This is a genomic window from Paraburkholderia flagellata, from assembly GCF_021390645.1.
GTDB classification, from domain to species: Bacteria; Pseudomonadota; Gammaproteobacteria; order Burkholderiales; family Burkholderiaceae; genus Paraburkholderia; species Paraburkholderia flagellata.
Genome location: NZ_JAJEJT010000002.1, coordinates 1,446,193 through 1,467,560, shown reverse-complemented (window position 1 = coordinate 1,467,560; position 21,368 = coordinate 1,446,193). Strand labels below are relative to the sequence as shown.

18 protein-coding genes are annotated in these 21,368 nt (G+C 64.5%); 14 read left to right on the top strand and 4 right to left on the bottom strand.

Features of this window, described 5'->3' with window-relative positions:
* The first annotated feature begins 39 nt into the window (after positions 1 to 39).
* The 5 genes from L0U83_RS20875 to L0U83_RS20855 all read left to right on the top strand — a co-directional run bounded on the left by L0U83_RS20875 (position 40) and on the right by L0U83_RS20855 (position 4,985).
* Positions 40 to 1,167 (top strand): branched-chain amino acid ABC transporter substrate-binding protein, encoded by a 1,128-nt coding sequence (locus L0U83_RS20875; RefSeq protein ID WP_233885926.1) that lies wholly within the window; start codon positions 40 to 42, stop codon positions 1,165 to 1,167.
* Positions 1,168 to 1,311: 144 nt separating this feature from the next.
* Entirely contained in the window at positions 1,312 to 2,238 is a 927-nt protein-coding gene (gene livH / locus L0U83_RS20870; protein WP_158760308.1) for a high-affinity branched-chain amino acid ABC transporter permease LivH, read from the top strand.
* Between the two features lie 7 nt (positions 2,239 to 2,245).
* Positions 2,246 to 3,517, top strand: coding sequence for a high-affinity branched-chain amino acid ABC transporter permease LivM (locus tag L0U83_RS20865; RefSeq protein ID WP_233885925.1), 1,272 nt, complete (start codon positions 2,246 to 2,248; stop codon positions 3,515 to 3,517).
* Complete coding sequence (gene livG, locus L0U83_RS20860; RefSeq protein ID WP_233885924.1) at positions 3,514 to 4,284, top strand: high-affinity branched-chain amino acid ABC transporter ATP-binding protein LivG; 771 nt, start codon at positions 3,514 to 3,516, stop codon at positions 4,282 to 4,284. The genes L0U83_RS20865 and livG overlap by 4 nt, the downstream gene beginning before the upstream one ends.
* Positions 4,284 to 4,985 (top strand): ABC transporter ATP-binding protein, encoded by a 702-nt coding sequence (locus L0U83_RS20855; protein WP_233885923.1) that lies wholly within the window; start codon positions 4,284 to 4,286, stop codon positions 4,983 to 4,985. The genes livG and L0U83_RS20855 overlap by 1 nt, the downstream gene beginning before the upstream one ends.
* Positions 4,986 to 5,080: 95 nt before the next feature.
* Here L0U83_RS20855 and L0U83_RS20850 read toward each other — a convergent pair whose 3' ends face one another.
* Complete coding sequence (locus L0U83_RS20850) at positions 5,081 to 6,292, bottom strand: helix-turn-helix transcriptional regulator (protein WP_233885921.1); 1,212 nt, start codon at positions 6,290 to 6,292, stop codon at positions 5,081 to 5,083.
* A gap of 410 nt (positions 6,293 to 6,702) precedes the next feature.
* Here L0U83_RS20850 and L0U83_RS20845 point away from each other — a divergent pair, with 410 nt between their 5' ends.
* The gene (locus tag L0U83_RS20845) at positions 6,703 to 7,305 is read left to right on the top strand and encodes a DUF4337 domain-containing protein (protein WP_233885920.1); all 603 of its coding nucleotides are present in this window, start codon (positions 6,703 to 6,705) and stop codon (positions 7,303 to 7,305) included.
* A 4-nt stretch (positions 7,306 to 7,309) separates the two neighbouring features.
* Here the strand turns inward: L0U83_RS20845 and L0U83_RS20840 are convergent, their stop codons facing one another.
* Both L0U83_RS20840 and L0U83_RS20835 read right to left on the bottom strand, forming a co-directional pair.
* On the bottom strand, positions 7,310 to 7,837 hold the full coding sequence (locus L0U83_RS20840) for a hypothetical protein (protein WP_233885919.1): 528 nt from the start codon (positions 7,835 to 7,837) through the stop codon (positions 7,310 to 7,312).
* Positions 7,838 to 7,942: 105 nt separating this feature from the next.
* Positions 7,943 to 8,410: a YjjA family protein gene (locus L0U83_RS20835; protein ID WP_233885918.1), complete on the bottom strand. Its 468-nt coding sequence runs from the start codon at positions 8,408 to 8,410 to the stop codon at positions 7,943 to 7,945.
* A gap of 658 nt (positions 8,411 to 9,068) precedes the next feature.
* Here L0U83_RS20835 and L0U83_RS20830 point away from each other — a divergent pair.
* A complete protein-coding gene (locus L0U83_RS20830) occupies positions 9,069 to 10,298 on the top strand; it encodes a DUF6566 family protein (RefSeq protein WP_233885917.1) in 1,230 nt (409 codons plus the stop codon).
* 59 nt (positions 10,299 to 10,357) lie between these two features.
* On the opposite strand, the gene L0U83_RS20825 is transcribed toward L0U83_RS20830, so the two are convergent.
* Positions 10,358 to 11,878: a mannose-1-phosphate guanylyltransferase/mannose-6-phosphate isomerase gene (locus L0U83_RS20825; RefSeq protein WP_233885916.1), complete on the bottom strand. Its 1,521-nt coding sequence runs from the start codon at positions 11,876 to 11,878 to the stop codon at positions 10,358 to 10,360.
* A 498-nt stretch (positions 11,879 to 12,376) separates the two neighbouring features.
* On the opposite strand from L0U83_RS20825, the gene L0U83_RS20820 reads away from it, so the two are divergent.
* From L0U83_RS20820 to L0U83_RS20790, 7 genes are all read left to right on the top strand, one after another.
* Positions 12,377 to 13,756, top strand: a complete 1,380-nt coding sequence (locus L0U83_RS20820) for an undecaprenyl-phosphate glucose phosphotransferase (RefSeq protein ID WP_233885915.1) — start codon at positions 12,377 to 12,379, stop codon at positions 13,754 to 13,756.
* Between the two features lie 77 nt (positions 13,757 to 13,833).
* Positions 13,834 to 15,249: a UDP-glucose dehydrogenase family protein gene (locus L0U83_RS20815; RefSeq protein WP_233885914.1), complete on the top strand. Its 1,416-nt coding sequence runs from the start codon at positions 13,834 to 13,836 to the stop codon at positions 15,247 to 15,249.
* A 50-nt stretch (positions 15,250 to 15,299) separates the two neighbouring features.
* The gene (locus tag L0U83_RS20810) at positions 15,300 to 15,749 is read left to right on the top strand and encodes an arsenate reductase/protein-tyrosine-phosphatase family protein (protein ID WP_233885912.1); all 450 of its coding nucleotides are present in this window, start codon (positions 15,300 to 15,302) and stop codon (positions 15,747 to 15,749) included.
* Positions 15,746 to 16,921 (top strand): polysaccharide biosynthesis/export family protein, encoded by a 1,176-nt coding sequence (locus L0U83_RS20805; RefSeq protein ID WP_233885910.1) that lies wholly within the window; start codon positions 15,746 to 15,748, stop codon positions 16,919 to 16,921. Before L0U83_RS20810 ends, L0U83_RS20805 begins: the two co-directional genes overlap by 4 nt.
* Positions 16,922 to 16,972: 51 nt before the next feature.
* Positions 16,973 to 19,219 carry a polysaccharide biosynthesis tyrosine autokinase gene (locus L0U83_RS20800; protein WP_233886592.1) on the top strand — a complete coding sequence of 749 codons (2,247 nt, stop codon included), beginning with the start codon at positions 16,973 to 16,975 and terminating at the stop codon, positions 19,217 to 19,219.
* Between the two features lie 40 nt (positions 19,220 to 19,259).
* Positions 19,260 to 20,186 (top strand): glycosyltransferase family 2 protein, encoded by a 927-nt coding sequence (locus L0U83_RS20795; RefSeq protein ID WP_233885908.1) that lies wholly within the window; start codon positions 19,260 to 19,262, stop codon positions 20,184 to 20,186.
* 34 nt (positions 20,187 to 20,220) lie between these two features.
* Positions 20,221 to 21,366 carry a glycosyltransferase gene (locus tag L0U83_RS20790; protein ID WP_233885906.1) on the top strand — a complete coding sequence of 382 codons (1,146 nt, stop codon included), beginning with the start codon at positions 20,221 to 20,223 and terminating at the stop codon, positions 21,364 to 21,366.
* Positions 21,367 to 21,368: the final 2 nt, after the last annotated feature.

The window sequence follows — 21,368 nt, the reverse complement described above, 5'->3', positions numbered from 1 at the left end:
GTCTGACCGGTTGACCCGAAAACAATCGAGGAGCTCCTGATGACGCCGTTGTCCCGCCTTAACCGCCTTACCTCCGTTTCCGTGGCCGCCGCGCTGCTCGCATTTGGTGCAAGCGCAAACGCCGACACCGTGAAGATCGCCATTGCCGGCCCGTTCAGCGGCCCGGTCGCCCAGTACGGCGACATGGTCAAGGCGGGCGCGCTGACTGCCATCGAGCAGATCAACGCCGCCGGCGGTGTGAACGGCAACAAGCTCGAAGCCGTCCTGATGGATGACTCGTGCGAGCCGAAGCAGGCTGTCGCCGTCGCCAACAAGATCGTTTCGCAACACATTCAGTACGTGGTCGGCCACGTCTGCTCGGGCTCGACGATTCCCGCTTCGGACATCTACGAGAACGAAGGCGTCGTGATGGTCACGCCGTCGGCGACCGCGCCGCAACTGACCGAAGGCAAGAAGCGCCAGTTCGTCTTCCGCACCATCGGCCGCGACGACCAGCAAGGTCCGGCCGCCGCCGCCTACATCATCAACAAGGTCAAGCCGAAGAAGGTCGCGATCCTGCACGACAAGCAGTCGTACGGCCAGGGCATCGCCACGTCGGTCAAGGCGGCGCTCGACAAGGCGCACATTCCCGTCGTCGTGTTCGAAGGCATAAACGCCGGTGATTCGGACTACTCCGCAGTCGTCACGAAGCTCAAGTCGCAGGGCGTGGACTTCGTCTACTTCGGCGGCTATCACCCGGAAATGGGCCTGCTCATGCGCCAGTCGCGTGAACAGGGCGTGAAGGCCACGTTCATGGGTCCGGAAGGCGTGGGCAACAAGGACGTGACGGCCATCGCCGGCCCGGCTTCGGAAGGCATGCTCGTCACGCTGCCCGCCGACTTCGCATCGGACCCGGCCAACGCCAAGCTCGTGAAGGCATTCGCCGACGCCAAGCGCGACGCGAACGGCCCGTTCCAGATGCCGTCGTACGCCGCCGTTGAAGTGATCGCCGACGGCATTGCCGGCGCGAAGAGCACGGACCCGACCAAGGTCGCGGCCTACCTGCACAAGAACGCGTTCAACACGCCGATCGGCAAGGTGGAGTACGACGCACAGGGCGACCTGAAGTCGTTCCACTTCGTCGTCTACACGTGGCACAAGGACGCCACCAAGACCGCCGCGAACTGATCCCGGCGCTGCACGCCGCAAACGCCCCGCCTCCTCGTGGCGGGGCGTTTTTATGGAAGTTGCGCGCACAACCAAAGCAACAGGATCGGTCTCAAAGGTCTCTCTAAGGGTCTCTCATCGGCTTCACGGCCGCGGGGCTTACGCATGAATGATTTTCTTCCTCAGTTCACCCAGCAGCTCGTCAACGGGCTCACGCTGGGTGCGATCTATGCGCTGATCGCCATCGGCTACACGATGGTCTACGGCATCATCGGCATGATCAACTTCGCTCACGGCGAGATCTACATGATCGGCGCCTATGTGGGCCTCGTCACGCTCACGGCCATCGGCACCTCGGCGGGTTATCCGCTGCCGCTCGTGCTGGGCGCGGCGCTCATCGTCTCGGTGCTCGTCACCGGGCTCTACGGTTTCGCGGTCGAGCGCGTGGCGTATCGGCCGCTGCGCGGCGGCCCGCGCCTCGTGCCGCTCATCTCCGCCATCGGCATGTCGATCTTTCTGCAGAACTACGTGCAGATCGGGCAGGGCGCGCGCGACGTGTCCGTGCCGATGCTCATCTCCGGCGCGCTCGACTTCAACATGGGCGGCAACTTCGAAGTGACGATTCCCTACGCGCGCATGCTGATCGTCGGCGTGACGCTCGTGCTGATGATCGCGCTCACGCTCTTCATCTCGCGCTCGCGCATGGGCCGCGCGTGCCGCGCCTGCGCGGAAGACATGAAGATGGCCAACCTGCTCGGCATCGACACCAACCGCGTGATCTCGTTCACGTTCGTGCTCGGCGCGATGCTCGCGGCGGTGGGTGGCGTGCTGATCGGTCTCACGATCGGCAAGCTCAATCCGTATATCGGCTTCATTGCGGGCATCAAGGCGTTTACGGCCGCCGTGCTCGGCGGTATCGGCAGCATTCCGGGCGCGATGCTCGGCGGCGTGCTGCTCGGTCTCGCCGAGACCTTCGCTTCGGGCTATATGCCCGCGGAGTACAAGGACGTCGTGGCCTTTGGCCTGCTCGTGCTCGTGCTGCTCTTCCGTCCCACCGGCCTGCTCGGCAAGCCGGACGTCGAAAAGGTGTGAGGTCGAAATGAGTCAGACTGTTTCGGTACCGGTATCCGCACAGGGCGCCACGTCGTCGCAAACGGTGAAGGGGGCGCTTGCCGCCGCCGTTGCGACCATCATCCTCACTGCGCCCATCCTCGGCCTGCAACTCACACTGGATGGCTATCAGGTCGTGCTGCAGCAGCACTGGCGCCCCGTGTGGATCGCGGCCGCCGTGGTGTTCGTGTTCCAGCTCGTCAAACCGATGTTTGTGCGCGCAACGAGTGGCGTGCGGTTGCCCAAGGCGCCGGCGCTCGGCGCACGCCAGCAGCGCGTGGCGATCTGGGTGCTGCTCGCGTTCGGCGCGGTGTTTCCGTTCATGGGTTCGCGTGGCGCGATCGACGTGGCGACGCTCGCGCTCATCTACGTGATTCTCGGCCTGGGCCTGAATATCGTGGTGGGCTTCGCGGGTCTGCTCGATCTGGGCTACGTGGGCTTCTACGCGGTGGGCGGCTATACGTACGCACTGCTCAACCAGTATTTCGGCTTTACGTTCTGGGAATGCCTGCCACTCGCGGCGCTCGCTGCGGCCACGTTCGGTTTCGTGCTCGGCTTCCCGGTGCTGCGCCTGCGCGGCGACTATCTCGCCATCGTCACGCTCGGCTTCGGCGAGATCATCCGCCTGTTGCTCAATAACCTCACGAGCATCACGGGCGGCCCGGACGGCATCTCCAGCATTCCCAAGCCCACCGTGTTCGGCTTCGAAATGGCCCGCCACGCGAGCGTGGAAGGCGCGAAGACGTTCAACGAGCTGGTCGGCATCGAGTACAGCGGCGAGCACATGGTGATCTTCCTGTACCTGCTCGGACTCGTGCTGGTGGCGTTCACGCTGTTCGTCACGAGCCGCCTGCTGCGCATGCCGATGGGCCGCGCCTGGGAAGCGCTGCGCGAAGACGAGATCGCATGCCGCTCGCTAGGTCTGAATCCCACGCGCATCAAGCTCTCGGCGTTCACGCTGGGCGCTTCGTTCGCGGGTCTCGCGGGCGCGTTCTTCGCGGCACGCCAGGGGCTCGTCACGCCCGAGTCGTTCACGTTCATCGAGTCGGCGCTCATTCTCGCCGTGGTGGTGCTGGGCGGCATGGGTTCGCAACTGGGCGTGGTGCTCGCCGCGATCCTGCTGACCGCGCTGCCCGAAGTGGCGCGCGGCTTTGCCGAGTACCGCATGCTGATCTTCGGTCTGGTGATGGTGCTGATGATGATGTGGCGTCCGCAGGGCCTGTTGCCCGCGAGCCGTCCGCACGTGGAGTTGCCGCAATGAGCGCACAAGCGTTGTTGAAAGTAGCCGGCCTGCAGATGCGCTTCGGCGGTTTGCTGGCTGTGGACGGCATCGACTTCGACGTGCGTCCGAATGAAGTGTTCGCGATCATCGGGCCGAACGGCGCGGGCAAGACCACGGTGTTCAACTGCGTCGGCGGCTTCTACAAGCCCACCGCAGGCGACATCGTGCTGGAAGGCCACGCCATCACCGGTCAGCCGAGCCACCAGGTCGCGCGCCGCGGCCTCGTGCGCACGTTCCAGAACATTCGCCTATTCAAGCAGTTGACGGTGCTCGAAAACCTCATGGTCGCGCAGCACCTGAAGGTGAACCGCAACATGCTGAGCGGCCTGTTTGCGACGCCTGCATATCGCCGGGCTGAGCGTGCCGCGCTCGAGCGCGCCGCGTACTGGCTCGAACGCGTGGGCCTGAAGCAAGTGGCGAACCGCGAGGCGGGCACGCTTTCGTACGGCCATCAGCGCCGGCTCGAAATCGCGCGCTGCATGATCACCGACCCGCGTCTGTTGATGCTCGACGAACCCGCGGCAGGTTTGAATCCGCAGGAGAAGGTCGAGTTGCAGCAGATGGTGGACGGCCTGCGTAACGAGTTCGGAATATCCGTACTCCTGATCGAACACGACATGAGCCTCGTGATGGGCGTGTCCGACCGCATTCTGGTGATGGAGCACGGCAAGCCGATCATGATCGGCAAGCCCGGCGAAGTGCGCAACGACCCGCGCGTGATCAAGGCCTATCTCGGAGAGGACTGATGCTGAAGCTGGAAAAGGTCCATACCCACTATGGCGCGGTGGAAGCGCTGGCGGGCGTGTCGATCGAAGTGAACAAAGGCGAGATCGTTACGCTGATCGGCAGCAACGGCGCCGGCAAGACCACGCTCATGATGACCGTGTGCGGCACGCCGCGCGCATCGGCGGGGAAAGTGACGTTCGAAGGCGAGGACATCACGCGCACGCCCACGCACGACATCATGCGCAAGGGCATGGCGATTTCGCCAGAAGGCCGCCGCGTGTTCCCGAGCCTCACGGTGCTCGAAAACCTGCAGATGGGCGGCTTCTTCGCCTCACAGCACGAGATCGATGCGGGCATCGAGCACGTGTTCAAGCTGTTTCCGCGCCTGAATCAGCGTGCGAAACAGCGCGCGGGCACGATGTCGGGCGGCGAGCAGCAGATGCTCGCCATCGGCCGCGCGCTCATGAGCAAGCCGCGTTTGCTGCTGCTCGACGAGCCCACACTCGGCCTCGCGCCACTCGTGATCGCGCAGATATTCGACATCATCCGCACGATTCGCGAGGAAGGCGTGACGGTGTTCCTCGTCGAGCAGAACGCGAACAAGGCGCTGCATGTGGCCGATCGCGGCTATGTGCTGGAGACCGGGCGTGTGGTGCTCGCCGATAGCGCCGACAATCTGCTCGCCAACGACGATATCAAGCGCGCCTATCTGGGTGGTTGATCGTCTGACGTCGTGCCGCGCTGCGGCCCGCGCAATCCGCGTTCATCGAACGTGTGTTGCGCGGGCCGTTTCCTTTTTTGCACCCGAATGATGAATCAATCGCCGCGTGCAATCGCAAGCTGCGCGATCAACCGCATGAGCTCCGCCTGGCGGCGCGTGGCCGTTTTCGCGAACACGTGATGCAGATGCGTGCGCACGGTCGAGGGCAGGACCTGCAACGCCTCGGCCGCGTCTTTCGGATTGAGGCCCTTGCCGACTTCGCAGGCCACGCGCGCTTCCGCAGGCGTGAGGCCGAACAGCGCGACAAGACGCGTTTCCACGCCGCGCCGCGACGACTGCGGATCGATCACGATCAGCATAGCGGTGCCGGCGCGCGCGGCTTGCGCGAAGTAATCGACGTGACGGTGTGCGCCTAGCGGCGAGATGAGCGCCTGGAGCGGCTCGTCGGGCGGCTGGCGGGCGATCAGCATCGCGCCGCCCGTGCGCCCGCGTACGTCGCGTCCGGCCGCCCGCGCGATCAGCGCACGCAACTGCTGCGTGGCGGCGGCCGTGGCGGCGCTGAGCGCGGCGTGTTCGGTGCGCAGCCCGTTTGCGCGTGCGAGCTGCGCCGTGGCGGCGCGATTCGCGAACACGATGTGCGCGTCGGCGTCGACGATCAGGACGCCGTGCGCGAGCGCGTCAAGTGCGTCCGCGGGGGCATGGCCACTTTTGTCATGCGAGGCGAGGGTGCGCGCAGTGTGCCGCTGCACGCGCAATGCATTGCGCAAATGCGGCAGCAGGTCGCGCAATGCATCCAGCTCGTCTTCGCTATAGAAGCGCGTTTCGTGGCGCAGCGCGCCGAGCACGGCGGCCATGTCGCCTTCGCGCAGCACGTTCGCGAAGGCCACCGTGTAGAAGCGCTGCGGGCGCACCCATTCCTGCACGAAGGCGCTGCGTTCGAAACTGCCCTGCGGGTGGATCATCGTGTCGGTGACGAGCGTGCCGGCGGCCCAGCGGCGCACCTGTGGTACGAGCGGATCGAAGCGGCCGTAGTGCTGCGCATACGAATGGGCAAACGAAGCGTCGATGCCGTCCCACTCGGCGAGCGAGAACGTGCTTTCGGGCGGCAGCATGGTGAGATTGACGTGCTGCGCGCCGATGCGCCGCGCAATGCGCGCGCAGACATCCGGCCAGCGCTGCGCGTCGAACCCTGCGTCGTAGATCGCGTCGATCAGGCTGCCCGTTTCATCCGGCCCGGAGTGCCTCACGCGAGCGCTGGGTGCAGCAGTATCGATAGCCGCAGCGTGCGCGGCCGGTGTGGGCCCCATGACGGTCTCCAGGCTGGAATTTGTGAGCGGCAGTAGGCCTCAGGGCATGCCTTGCGTGTGTCGCATTTAGGGCCATGTGGCACTGCAACGACGCCGGCGGCGCTCAGGGCACAAATCCACATTTACAAACAGCAGGCGGGAGGGGACGCGCTGCAACATCCCGGGGTACCTGTTTTGAATGAATAGACGATAAAACCTACGATTTGCTTTCGTCAGAAGACATTTCGGGTTTCGTTACATCCAATGCATTCCGGGTACTGGACAAGCGCGCCGCGCACACGATAATTGAGCGTCCCATATCGGATGCGCCGCACGGGGAAAAGGCGGCGCGCGTCGTCGCGAGAGCGGCGAGAGCGAATGGCGGCAGGACAGCGAATCAGTGAAAGTCAGATCAAGCGGAGAGTCTTTGGATGTCTGAAGAGTACGAAGTGCATGGGCCGCATGACCACGCGGTCGAACACGCCGCGGCGGGCCATGGCGGGCACGGCGAGGGCGATGCGTTTCCGGGGCGCATGGCGGTGATGACGGCGATCCTCGCTTCTATTGGAGCGATCTTTGCCTACCAGAGCGGCAACAGCGAGAACCTGGCGCTCTACTACAAGAACGAAGCGGCGATTCGCAAGACCGAAGCCGCGAATCAATGGGCTTACTATCAGGCGAAAGGCGAGAAGGAGAATCTGGCGGAACTGGGTGCGCAACTCTCCGCGCTCGCGCCGAATTCGGAGGCTGCGCAAAAGCGCTTTGCCGCCGACGCCGACCGCTATCGCCAGCAGAAGGAGCCGATCCGCGCGAAGGCGGAGGCGCTCGAAAAGATCGTCGAGCAGGACGATGCCCTAAGCGAACAGGTGCTGCACGGCCATCATCGCTGGGCGCAGGCCACGACGCTCATTCAGATCTCGATCGCGCTCACGGCAATTACGCTGCTTACGCGGCGCCGCTGGCTGCTCAATACGTCGGTGGGCGTGGCCATCGTTGGCGTGGGCCTGGGCGCATTGGCGTTCTTCGGCGGCTGAGTGCTCACCCGCCGCACACGATGGCCGTGAGCAACAGCGGCACGACCGATTGCACTGTGGCGTCGCTGTTGGCTTCCCGCACGCGCGAGCGCACCTTCTCCGCGGGCGCGGACACGACGACGCCGTAAAGCGGCGAGGCGATCTCCTTGCCCGCGCCTCGCTTGAAGAGCGCGTCGTCGCGGTCGTAGCCGAGTACTACGTAAATGGGAAAGCCGAACGCGCTCAGACGGGTGCCGCGCACGGGGCTGAACGCGTTGACCGAATTCGCTTCGACGCGGCTCGGCTCCGGCTCAATGGATTTATCGTCGATCAGCGACGAAATGAACGTGTGGGGATCGGACGTGCAGTCGAACTGCTGGTCCCGCGTACTGGATTGCGCGTGCGCGACCAGCGGCGCCAGCAGGGCGGCAAAAGCGGCAAGGCCGCTTAGCGCGGCCCGCCGCATAGTGGCTGGGAACGCGAATATCACGGGTGTTTGGCGCTTGGTCATGGCTACGAGCAGCAATGCCGAGAGAAGACCGGTTGACTCCATTCGACACTGGGACTTCGTTCGTGTTCAAAGCTTACGGCGCATAAATTGCGCGGGACGTGCGCCCGCACACATCCGCATGCGCGATCGGGGCCCCGATCGGAGCCCTTACAGCATCGATTTCGCCTGGCTCAGGATCTTGTCGCAGATCTGCTTCGTGGCTTCTTCCTTGAGGCCGCTGCCCGTGAGGTCGAGCTTCTGCCCATTGCCGGCCGTGAGGATGCCGCTCGTGCCCTGCGTATAGCCGCTGTCGGTGGTGTTCGCGCCGCCGGGCAGCTTGCTGAGCAGCGAGTCCTTTACGTTACTCGCGGCGTTGGCGTTCAAGAAATTATTCTTGATGCAGTACTGCAGCACGCCAGTGACATTGCCGAGACTGTTCGACGTGAGCGAGGACGCGGAAAGCGAGTTGCCGAGGCCGCCCAGATTGCTGAGCGCGCCCTGCGCCGAACCGCTGTTGCTGCCGCCCTGGTTGAGCAGGTTGCCAAGTTGCGCCTGTGCGGCGCCCCAGGGGGCGAGCAGCGCCAGAGTCAGGGTGGCCATCAACGCCGTGGCGATGCGCGGGACAGAGGTTTGCATACACGAATCTCCGTAGTGGTTCAGTGCGCCCTTACTATAGACGGATTCGTTTGCGCGGCTTCGCTACGTGACGCCGCACGAGCGTTCGGTTAGCGATGGTGCAACCTGTGCAATGCACGATCGCTGAGTCTCACCGTGACCGTTTCATGATGCATCTAATGATTTCATCGGCATGTCATTTGTTGCGGGCACAACGATAACGCTGCGGGAGCGAAGCCGAAGTCTGCCGAGGCGGGGATGTCTCAAGTGGTATGCATGCATTCGGAGTCGTGCAGGACGCGGACCACGCGCCGACTACGCAACGAATGAACCTGTTACAACTGTATCGACGCTGTAAAACACCACGTTTACAGGCCTTTTCTGGCAGTATTCCCGACGATTCAAGATGGAGATTGTTTCTAACCGTAACACTTATTACGGCCCTCCTCATCGGCTGGTTTCAGGTGGTATGCTTCCTGCACAAATTCTCCCTTGCACGAGTGAGACCACGTGTATTGCGTCAATACAGTGAAAGAACGCACTGCCAGAGTGCGCGTCGCGACGCAAATGAACACGTCATCCAAGCATATGGTGCAACCGAGCTAGCCAACGCGGGCAACAAGACCCGCTAGCCAATGCTCCGTCACTGCAGCCCCGGTCCGGCTGCGTGGAGAACAGCATGAATTTCGAAGAACTGAGCGACGACGAGTGGACGCAGGTGTCCTCGCTCGTGTCAGATGAACCTCCTATTAGACTCAACCGGCGCGGCCGCCCTCGCGCCGAGCCGCGCGTCGTGGCCAATGCCGTCCTCTGGATTCTCACCACCGGTGAGTCCTGGTCGCGCCTGCCCGCGCGTTATCCGTCCGGGCCCACTTGCCGCCGCCGTTTCGAGGAATGGCACGGCAGCGGCACGCTGATCGAACTGGTCGAGTTGCTCTCGCAGCGCGGCCGCAAGTTCGTTTATGTGCCTCAGCCCGCGCAGGCCGATACGCAACCCGTTGCAGTCGCAGTCGAGGAAGTCGCCGAGGACGACGGCCAGCCGGCCGTGTTCTGGAAGAGCCCCGAAGCCTGGCAGGCGCCCGCCGCACTCGCCGACGCGCCGCTTGCCGATCCCATGGAAAGCATGATGCGTCAACTCGCCGGCGGCGAACCGGCATTGCCCGCTTCGATCGACGCGCCGGTCGTATCGGCCGCAACGAAGGCAACGACCGTTGCGAGTGCGACGCGTTCGCAAAACGAAACGCCGTTCGGATCGTTCTCGCCTTCCCGCGTGAGCAAGCCTGTTGCGACTCGCGCGATGCCGCGCGACGCGTCGCATCGCGGCGCGCACCCGGCGGGCGGCGTGGTGCAGGTCGCGGAATGGCGCGGCTATACGATGAGCCTGACCGTGCAGCCCGTGCGCAACCGCATGTTCCGCGGGGCCGTGGAAATTCTCAAGGATGGCAAGCGCATCGAGCGCTCGGGTCTGATCGGGCCGCCGTTCCAGGATCGCGAATCCGCGCGGAATTTCGCCTTCGACTGGGCGCGTGAATGGCTCGATCGCGAAGGCTCGGCTGAGTCCGGCGTTTCGTGGCCGGGCTCGCATCTCGCCAAACATTCCGCGTTGAAGGGCGCGGCGCAAAGCGGTTCGCAAACCACGTTGCCGGGCGCCGCACCGCACGCGTGCGCCCAGAGCGCGAGCGTGACGCGTGGCGACCCGTCGAATGCCGCCGCCGCACGCGCGTTGCCTCCGGCCGTGCCGGGCAACGTGCGGCGCACACCGCTGCAACCGCCGGTACAGCGCTATACCGCCGCGGGCGCACTGCTGCCGGGCAGCGAGGCTCGCGAAGCCAGTACGGCGTCGTCCGGCACTGCCGAACGCCGCACTGCCGGCACCAGCGGAACGCGCTACCGCACGCTCACGCGCTGATCTTGCAAGGCCGCGCGCGCGATGCGCGCAGCCTTCCTGCATTGCCTCTACTGCTTTCCTCACTGCCTGCCGTACTGATCGTCGAGACGCACGATATCGTCCTCACCGAGATACGAGCCCGACTGCACCTCGATGATCTCGAGCGGCATCTTGCCCGGATTTTCCAGTCGATGCGACACGCCAAGCGGGATATACGCTGACTCGTTTTCCGAAACGATGAAGCGTTCTTCCCCGCGCGTGACGAGCGCCGTGCCGCGTACGACGACCCAATGCTCGGCGCGATGGTGATGCATCTGCAGCGAGAGGCGTGCGCCCGGCTCGACCACGATCCGCTTGACCTGGAAGCGCTCGCCGCTGTCCACGCTGTCGTAGTGCCCCCACGGACGATGCACGAGGCGGTGCGCCACGGCTTCCGTGCGGCGATCCTGTTTCAGGCGTTGCACGATCTTCTTGACGTCCTGGGCGCGCGAGCGGTCGGCGACGAGCAGGGCGTCGGGGGTCTCCACGACCACGAGGTCCCTGGTGCCGAGGCAGGCCACGAGCCTTCCGTCCGAATGCGCGAAGGTGTCGGTCGCGCCTTCGAACATCACGCGACCGTGCGCGACGTTGCCTTCGTCGTCCTTCGGCGAAACTTGCCAGACGGTGTCCCATGAACCGAGGTCGGTCCAGCCGGCCGTGAGCGGCACGACCACGCCGCTTGCGACCGTCGGGTCGCCGGCGAGCGGTTCCATCACGGCGTAGTCGATCGAGTTCGAAGGCGAACGTGCGAACGCTTCGCTATCCACGCGGAAGAAGTCGCCGTCTGCCTTGCCGTGCTCGATCGATTCCGCGCATGCGGTGTAGATGGCCGGATGGAAATGGCGAATCGCCTTGAGCCAGGTCGATGCACGCACGATGAAAATGCCGCTGTTCCACCAGTAGCGCTGCGAAGCGACGTATTGCTGCGCCAGCTCGAAATAGGGCTTTTCGACGAAACCGTTCAGACGCCGCGCGCCGCCCGGCTCGGCATTCGCGAGCGGCTCGCCCACGTGAATGTAGCCATAGCCCACTTCGGGATGCGTGGGGACGATGCCCATCGTCACGATCTGGCCGTTCGCCGCATGACGCACGCCTTCGGCCACCGCGTTCTGGAACGCTTCGAGGTCGGCGAGCGCATGGTCGGCCGGCATCACCACGAGAATGCCGTCCTCATGCGAGGTAACCACGGACATGGCGGCGACCGTGAGCGCGGGCGCCGTATCGCGGCCCACGGGCTCGAGAATCAGGCGCGCATGCTTGCCCGCCGCGCGAACCTGGTCGGCGGTGGTGAATCGATGTTCTTCATTGCAGACGATCAGCAATTCCTCTGCGAGCGTTACGCGCTCGGCGAGCGCATCGAGGCGGCCCGCGGTGTTGGCAAGCAGCGACTGCTCGCCTACGAGGTTGATCATCTGCTTTGGATATTGCTCGCGCGACAGTGGCCACAACCGCGAGCCCGCGCCGCCCGCAAGCACCACAGGGCATACCTGCAATGCACTGCGCGTTTCGGCACGCGTCTGGGACGCTTTTGCCGATGCCGTAGCGGAACCCGTATCCGTCATCTCGCTCTCCTGTAAAGGTCTCGGTGATGCGATTTGTAGCATGCTTAAAATCGTCATAAATCGAGTCGTAAAGAAGAAAACGGAAAATATTAGAATTAAATTTAAATCGCATCTGCGATGCATTTGAATATCGATAAAAAAATCAATAAAAATTCGGCTGACGATCACCGAAATTTCCTCTCGGAACCCAAAATCAGGCATCCAGACAGGAAAAATCTGCCGGAATTGTCGGCGTCGTGAGGCAATGTGGAAGCGGATTCCGGCAATCTTTGCCGACAAAATTCACAAAAAAATGGCCTGAAAGGGGCGAAACAATTGGAGATACTTTTGAGGCTTGCGGCCGGAATTTTTATCGCGCCTTATTAGGGTTTATTCGGATCAGAATTAGCGGCGCCAAGCGTTTTCTCGCGGCGACGCAGTCCCAGAAACTTTTGAAGCGAACGGCCATGGCGTGCAGTGCGTGGCCGCGATTCATTTTTTAAACCCGAGGTGCCGGACATGCTCAGCGTTCTAGCCAGAATATTCGACGTTGCCGCCATTGCCGCTGGAGCGTTGCTCGCGGCCGCCTTGCATCGTGGCCAGCTCGTGCCGCTCACCGACGCGGAGAGCGTGGCGCTCGCGTTCAACTGCGTGCTCGCGATCTGGATGTTCCCGGCGTTCGGCATCTACAAGTCATGGCGCGGCAAGTCGCTGTACGCGCTCTTTGCCCGCGTGTGCGCCGCCTGGCTCGCCGTGGAGGGCACGGGCATCCTGCTGAGCTTCAGCCTGCACCGCGCCGATTCGCTCTCGCGCCTGTGGCTCGCCTACTGGGTCGTCGCCTCGGTGGCGTTGCTGATCGTCTCGAAGGCGCTCGTGCACATGGTGCTGCGTGGCATTCGCCGCGAGGGCTTCAACCAGAAGGCCGTCGCCGTGGTGGGCGGCCCGCGCTATGGGCGCTTTCTGATCGAACACATGCGCTTTCACCCGGAAGCGGGCTTTCACCCGGCGATCGTGTTCGACGAGGACAGCGACGCGGACGGCGCTGCCGCGATCGACGGTGTGCCCTTGGAGCGCAACCTCCAGGCCATGCTCGAGTTCGTGCGCGAGAACGAAGTCCGCGAACTGTGGCTCGCCTTGCCGATCACCAAGGAGCGCACGATCCATCGCATCGTCACGGCACTGCGTAACGACTTCGTGAACATCCGCTTCATTCCGGATGTGCGCAGCCTCTCGTTCTTCAGCCAGCCCGTGGTCGATCTGCTCGGCGTGCCGGCCATCAATCTCGCAGCCTCGCCGGTCACGGACCTGAGCGTGCTGCCCAAGCGCGTGTTCGACATCGTGTTTGCGGGCGGCGTGCTGGTCGCGCTGGCGCCGCTGCTCGCCATGATCTCGCTCGCCGTGAAGCTGACGTCGAAGGGCCCGGTGTTTTTCAAGCAGCGCCGCAAGGGGCTGGATGGCAACGAATTCGAGATCTACAAGTTCCGCTCGATGAAGGTCCATGCGGAGGTCCCGGGCCAGGTTACGCAGGCACGCCGCAACGATCCGCGCGTGACGCGCGTGGGCGCGTTCCTGCGCCGCACGAGCCTCGACGAGTTGCCGCAATTCATCAACGTGCTCAAGGGCGAGATGTCGGTGGTGGGGCCGCGCCCGCACGCGCTCGCGCACGACGACATCTACAAGGACCTCGTGCGCGGCTACATGGCGCGCTACCGCATCAAGCCGGGCATTACCGGCTGGGCGCAGGTCAACGGCTTTCGCGGCGAAACCGATCGCGTGGAAAAGATGCGCGACCGCGTGCGCTTCGATCTGCACTACATGCAGCACTGGAGCTTCGCGCTCGACCTGCGCATCGTGGCGATGACCATGTGGAAGGGGTTCGCCGGCCAGAACGCATATTGAGGCGAAGCGAGTGCGCGCACGGCTTGTGTGCGCAACGTTTCGCATGACACGAAGAACCAATCACTTTTGAGGTGGGCATGAATCTGACGATCATTGGCAGCGGTTATGTGGGTCTCGTGACGGGCGCTTGTCTTGCCGACATCGGCAACGACGTGTTTTGCCTCGACGTCGATGCGCGCAAGATCGATCTGCTCAATCAAGGCGTCGTGCCGATTCACGAGCCGGGTTTGAAGGAAATCATCGAGCGCAATGTGCGCGCGCGCCGGCTCAAGTTCTCGACCGACGTGGAAGCGGCGGTCGCGCACGGCGACGTGCAGTTCATCGCCGTGGGCACGCCGCCCGACGAAGATGGCTCGGCCGATCTGCAATACGTGCTGGCGGCCGCGCGCAATATCGGCCGTCACATGACGGGTTTCAAGGTGGTGGTGGACAAGTCCACGGTGCCGGTTGGCACGGCCGCGCTCGTGCACGACGCGATCGCCTCGGAGTTGCGCAAGCGCGGCGAGAGCCACATGTACTCGGTGGTCTCGAACCCCGAGTTCCTCAAGGAAGGCGCGGCAGTCGAGGACTTCGCGCGGCCGGACCGCATCGTGCTCGGCTGCAACGACGACGTACCCGGCGAGCGCGCGAAAGAGGTCATGAAGCGGCTCTACGCGCCGTTCAACCGCAATCACGAGCGCACGCTCTACATGGACGTGCATTCGGCGGAATTCACCAAATATGCGGCCAACGCCATGCTCGCCACGCGCATTTCGTTCATGAACGAACTCGCGAACCTGGCCGACCGCGTGGGCGCCGATATCGAGGCCGTGCGCCGCGGCGTGGGCTCGGACCCGCGCATTGGCTACGACTTTCTCTATGCGGGCTGCGGCTATGGCGGCTCGTGCTTCCCGAAAGATGTGAAGGCGCTCATGCGCACGGCCGAAGATTTCGGCGAACCGCTGCAGATCCTGCGCGCCGTGGAGTCCGTCAATGAAGCGCAGAAGCAGGTGCTCGCACAGAAGATCGTCACGCGCTTCGGCTCCGACCTCACGGGCCGCACGTTCGGCGTCTGGGGTCTCGCGTTCAAGCCGAACACCGACGACATGCGCGAGGCGCCGAGCCGCACGCTCATCGCCGAACTGCTCGCGCGCGGCGCCACGGTCAAGGCATACGACCCGGTCGCGACCGCCGAGGCGAAGCGTGTTCTTGCGCTCGATCTCGCGCACGCGCCGGAACATCAGGCGCGGCTGTCGTTCGTGACCGATGCGATGGAAGCCGCGAGCGACGCCGATGCCGTTGTGATCGCAACGGAATGGAAGGTCTTCAAGGCGCCTGATTTCGAAACGCTCAAGCAGCAGCTGAAGATGCCGATCGTGTTCGATGGCCGCAATCTCTACGAGCCGTCCACATTGCAGGAACTCGGCATCGAGTACCACGCCGTGGGCCGCGCGAGCGCGACGCAGGCGAGCCGCGCGCGCGCCGAAACCGCCGCGACGCAGGCACTGGCCTGAGCGTTGCCGGGCCACGCATCGCGCATGTCAAGGAAGGGAGTCACGCGACCATGATCAAGAACGTGCTCATCGTTTGCCACGCCAACGTCTGCCGCTCGCCGGCGGCGGAGCAGCTCTTTCGCGAGCGTTTGCGCGAACAGCAAGGCTCGGGGGCGGAATCGTTTCAATCGGCGGGCCTGCGTGCGCGCGACGGCGACGACATGGACCCCGTGATGCAGTGGCTGCTTGCCGAGCGCGGCATGAAGGTGGGCGAGCATCAGTCGCGCCGCCTCACGAGCCGCCTGGTGCGCTCGGCAGACCTCGTGCTCGTGACCGAGCGCCGCCAGGTCGCCGCTGTCGAGCGTATCGAACCCACCGCGCGCGGCAAGGTGTACGCGCTCGGTAACTGGGAAAACTCTGATGTCAGCGATCCGCATGGGCTCCACGAGTCCGCGTATCGCCAGAGTCTTGAATTGATGGATCGTATGGTTAAGGGATGGTTGAGCCGAATATGCCAATGACAAAACTGAAACTGACGGCGGTGGTCGCGTTGAGCGTCTTCGTTTCCGCGTGCGCAACCGCGCCCGGCAACTATCTCGACACGTCGAGCCTGAAAGAAGAGCCGAACAACCAGCCGCAGCAGCAATTCAACGTGCAGCTCATCACGCAGCAAGTCGTGCTGCAGCAGGCGCAGGCGGCAGCCGCCGCGCCGAAAGCGCCGCTGCCGCCTTCGAAGTTCGCGAACGCTGCCGACTACGTCTATCACATCGCGCCGCAGGACATTCTCGGCGTGACCGTGTTCGATCACCCGGAACTTTCGACGCCGCAGGGCTCGACGTTCTCGACGGGCGGCAACACCACGCAGACCGTGGGTCAGGCGCTCACGCAGCCCTATACCAACGCGCTGCCCGGCCAGGCCGACCCGTACGGACAGACCGTCGCCAAGGACGGCACGATCTTCTTCCCGTTCGTGGGCCGCATCATGGCCGCGGGCAAGACGCCCGGTCAGATCCGCGACCAGCTCGCAGCCGGCCTCGGCCCCTACGTGAAGAACCCGCAGGTGGACGTGCGCGTGCTCGCGTACCGCAGCCAGAAGGTGCAGATCACGGGCGATGTGAAGACGCCGGGCCCGCTCTCGATGAGCGACGTGCCGCTCACGCTGGTGGACGCCATCACGCGCTCGGGCGGCACGACCGATAGCGCCGACATCAACCGCGTACGTCTCACGCGCAACGGCAAGCTCTATATTCTCGATGCGAACCGCATGCTCGACGGCGGCGACTCGACCCAGGACGTGCTGCTGCAGAACGGCGACGTCATCAATATTCCGGATCGTTCGGATAGCAGAATATTTGTGATGGGCGAAGTGAAGACGCCGCTGCAGACGAACCTCATTCGCGGCGACCTGACGATCGCCGACGCGCTCACCCAGGCGGGCGGCATTCTCGATACTGACGCGAACCCGCGCCAGATCTTCGTGATGCGCGGCATGAAGGACAACCCGACGCAGCCCGAGATCTACCGTCTCGACATGACCAAGCCCGACGCGATCATGCTTTCGTCGCAGTTCCAGCTCAAGCCGCTGGATGTGGTGTACGTGGGCACGGCCGCTTCGACGACCTTCAACCGTGTGTTGCAGCAGGTGCTGCCGACCATCCAGACCGTCTTCTATCTGAAGCAGATCGCGAAGTAAGCGCGAGCTTCCAGAGAAGACGCAGGAGCAACACCTAAACAACGGGATTGAATCGTGACCATACAAGCCAATAGCCAGGCGGCCCCGGCGGCCCGCACCGAGGAAGAGGACGTCGTCCTCGGCCAGTTGCTGCGCGTCATCATCGACGACATCGGCTGGCTCATCGCGATCGCGGCGGCGGTGATCGCCATGGCCGTGTTCTACTGCTTCATCGCCAAGCCGGTCTATACGGCCGACACCCAGGTTCGCGTGGAGCCTTCCGACTACACGTCGCAGGCCCTCACGCAAACGCAAACCGGCGCGAACATCAGCTCCGGATCGTCGGCGGGCAGCTTGCCCACCGACGCCGAGATCCAGATGATCAAGAGCCGCAGCGTGGTCGAGCCGGTGGTGAAGCAGTTCAAGCTGAACACCACTGTCACGCCGGTCACGCTGCCCTTGATCGGCAGCCTTTCCGCACGCCTCGCGACGCCGGGCACGCCCGCGCGTCCGTGGTTCGGGCTCAGTAACTGGCTCAGCAGTTATGCGTGGGGCGGCGAGGTCATCAACATCGACTCGGTCGAGGTCGCGCCTGAGCTCGAAGGCAAGAAGCTCACGCTCACCGCGCTCGATAACGACCGCTACGTGATCTCGACGCCGGACGGCGCGCGCCTGCTCGAAGGCAGCGTCGGCCAGGTCGAACAGGGCGGCGGCGTGAAGCTGCTCGTGAGCAAGCTCGTGGCTCGCCCGGGCACCCGCTTCAAAGTCGTGCGCCTGAATGACCTCGACGCGATCAGCGGCTTCCAGAACGCGATCCAGGTGCAGGAGCAGGGCAAGCAAACGGGCGTCATCGACATCTCGCTCGAAGACAACGACCCCGAGCATGCGGCAGCAATCGCAAACGCGGTGGCGCAGTCGTACCTGCGCGAGCACGTGGCGACCAAGCAGGCCGACGCGAGCAAGATGCTCGACTTTCTGCGCAGCGAACAGCCGCGCCTGAAGTCGGACCTCGAGAACGCCGAAGCGGCGCTCACGGCGTATCAAAGCAAGTCGGGTTCGATCAACGCGAGCGACGAAGCGAAGATCTATCTCGACGGCAGCGTGCAATACGAGCAGCAGATTTCGGCGCTGCAACTGCAGATCGCCTCGCTGCAACAGCGTTTTGGCGACCAGCATCCGGTGCTGATCGCGGCGCGCCAGCAGCTCGCGCAACTGCAGGGCGAGCGCGCGAAGTACGATACGAAGTTCCGCGACCTGCCGGCCACGGAAGTGAAGGCCGTGCAACTGCAGCGTGACGCGAAGGTGGCCGAGGACATCTACGTGCTGCTGCTCAATCGCATTCAGGAGCTTTCGGTGCAGCGCGTAGGCACGGGCGGCAACGTGCATATCATCGATCCGGCGCTGCGTCCCGGTAGCGCCTCGAAGCCCAAGAAGCTGCTGATCGTCTCGGCGGCGTCGCTCCTCGGCATCATTCTCGGCACGGGCTTCGTGCTCATGCGCCGCAACATGTTCAAGGGCATCGTCGATCCGGACCAGATCGAGCGCTCGTTCCAGCTGCCCGTGTACGGTCTCGTGCCGCTTTCGCCGGAGCAGTTGGCGCTCGAAAAGCGCGGCCCGGTGCGTGGCGGCACGCGCCTGCGCGAAGTGCTCGCCAACGCGCGCCCCAAGGACCTCACGGTCGAAAGCCTGCGCAGCCTGCGCACCTCGCTGCAGTTCAGCGTGATGGACGCGCGCAATCGCGTCGTCATGCTGACGGGTTCGGTGCCGGGCGTGGGCAAGAGCTTCCTTACCGCCAACCTCGCCGTGCTGCTCGCCCATTCGGGCAAGCGCGTGCTGATGATCGATGGCGACATGCGCCGTGGCGCGCTCGAACGCTATCTGGGCGGCCCGCAGGAAAACGGCTTTTCCGAACTGCTCTCGGGGCAGATTGCGCTGGACGAGGCGATTCGCGCGACCGAAGTGGACAACCTGCACTTCATCTCGTGCGGCCGCCGTCCGCCTAACCCTTCTGAGCTGTTGATGTCGCCGCGCCTCGGCCAGTACCTCGAAGGGCTGTCGAACCGCTACGATGTGCTGCTCATCGACACGCCGCCGGTGCTCGCCGTGACCGATGCCGCCATCATCGGCGGTCATGCGGGCTCGACGTTCCTCGTGCTGCGCTCGGGTATGCACACCGAAGGCGAAATCGCCGAGGCGCTCAAGCGTCTGCGCAACGCCGGCGTGCGCGTGCAGGGCGGCGTGTTCAACGGCGTGCCGGCGCGCACGCGAGGCAACTATGGCTATGGCTATGCGAACGTGCGCGAGTACCTGAGCGCATGACGCCTACACACCCATCCAGCACAGCAAAGGAGAACACGCGATGAAGGTGACCGTGCTCGTGCCGACATATCGGCGTCCTGAAGATCTGTCGCGCTGCCTTTCGGCGCTCATGCGCCAGCAGCGCGCGCCCGATGAAATCGTGGTGGTGGCGCGCGCCGACGACGAGGCAACGCACGCGTGCCTGGCTGACCACGTCACGCCCCGCGTGCTGAACGTGGAAGTGGCCATCGTCGAGGAGCCGGGGCAGGTGGCGGCGCTCAACCGCGGCATCGAGGCTGCGACGGGCGACGTGATCGCCATCACCGACGACGACGCCGCGCCGCGCGCCGACTGGGTCGCGCGCATTGCAGCGGCCTTCGAGTCCGACCCGAAACTCGGGGCGCTTGGCGGCCGCGACTGGGTGCACGAAGGCGGCCGCATGATCGACGGCGAGCGCACGCTCGTGGGCAAACTGCAGCGCTCGGGCCGCATCGTCGGCAACCATCATCTTGGCGCGGGCGGCGCGCGCGAAGTCGATCTGCTCAAGGGCGCGAACATGAGCTATCGCCGTGCGGCGATCGGCGACCTGCGTTTCGACCGGCGCCTGCGCGGCACCGGCGCGCAAACGCATAACGACATGGCGTTCAGCATGAGCGTGAAGCGCGCGGGCTGGAAGCTCGTGTACGACCCGCTCGTGGCCGTGGACCATTACCCCGCGCCGCGCCCGGGCGAAGACCCGCGCAACGCGCAGACGCTCGCTTCGATCCGCAACGCCGCCTACAACCTGCATCTCATCCTGCTCGGCCATCTCACGCCGCTGCGCCGCGAAACCGCCTGGTGGTGGTATGCGCTCGTCGGCACGCGCGTGTATCCGGGCCTCGTGCATACGGGCCTGAGCGCCGTGCGCGGCGATTCCGCGGGCGCGGCGTTCGCACGCTGGCGCGCGGTGCGCGGCGGCGCACGAGAGGCGCGCCGCGCGCTCGTTTGAGCAGCGCGGCCAACGACTACACGGAGGACCCCGAATGAGCGGTACGCAAGTCCACGTCCACCTTTTCTATGGCGCCGATCCGCGCCGCTATCGCAAAGGCGAGAATATCGGCAGCCTGTACGGCTACCATCACGCGGAATCTGCGGAATTCGCCCTCAATTACGCGCAGGATGCGAGCGAGAGCACGCCCATGCGCTTCATGCGCCGCGGGCTGAAGGCGGCGTTCGGTTTCGATTTCATTCATGCCTGGCGCAATCGCCGAGCCATTCTGCAGTCCGATGTAATCTGGACGCACACCGAGCAAGAGCATCTGGCCGTCGCGCTGGTGCTGCTGATGAACGCGAAGAAGGGCGGCGCGCGCCCGCTGCTGCTCGCGCAAAGCGTGTGGCTGCTCGACCGCTGGCCGGGCTATGGCGCGCTGCGCCGCGCGATTTACAAACGGCTTCTCAAGCGTGCCGATCTGCTCACCACGCTCGCGAGCGAGAATGCCGCGCTGTGCGGCGAGTATTTCGGGCGCGAGGCGCGTCACGTGCTCTATGGGCTCAATACCGGCGATTTTCCGCTGCGCCCGCCTTCGGAGTGGCAGCCGCATACGCCGGTGCGCGTGGCCGCGATCGGCAACGACCGCGACCGCGACTGGACCACGCTCGTCAGCGCGCTCGGCAACGATTCGCGCTACCACGTGCGTATTGCCACGCGGCGGCGCATGCCGGCATCGGCACGCGCGGAGAACGTCGAAATCGTCCGCGTTTCCGGCATCAAGCAGCAGCATGCGCTCTATGACTGGGCGGACATTGTTGTCGTGCCGTTGCGTCCCAACACGCACGCTTCAGGCATCACGGTGATGCTCGAAGCGGCGGCGCTCGGCAAGCCGATGATCGCGACGAAGGTCGGCGCGCTCGAAGACTACTTCGACGAAAAGGCCGCTTCGTATGTCGAGCCGTTCAATGTCCAGCAGTTGCGCGACGCCGCGAATGCGCTCGTGGCCGATCCGGCGCGTGCGCTCGAACAGGCGCGCGAAGCCTGCGAGCAACTGCGCACGCGCGATCTCACGACGCAGCACTTCGCGCGCCAGCACGCACAACTCACGCGCGAAATGCTGCATGAGCGCGACGCGCTCAATGGCGAATCGATCGCGAGCGAACCCCGAGGCCGGGGCGTCGCTGCTCGCGGGATGTGATC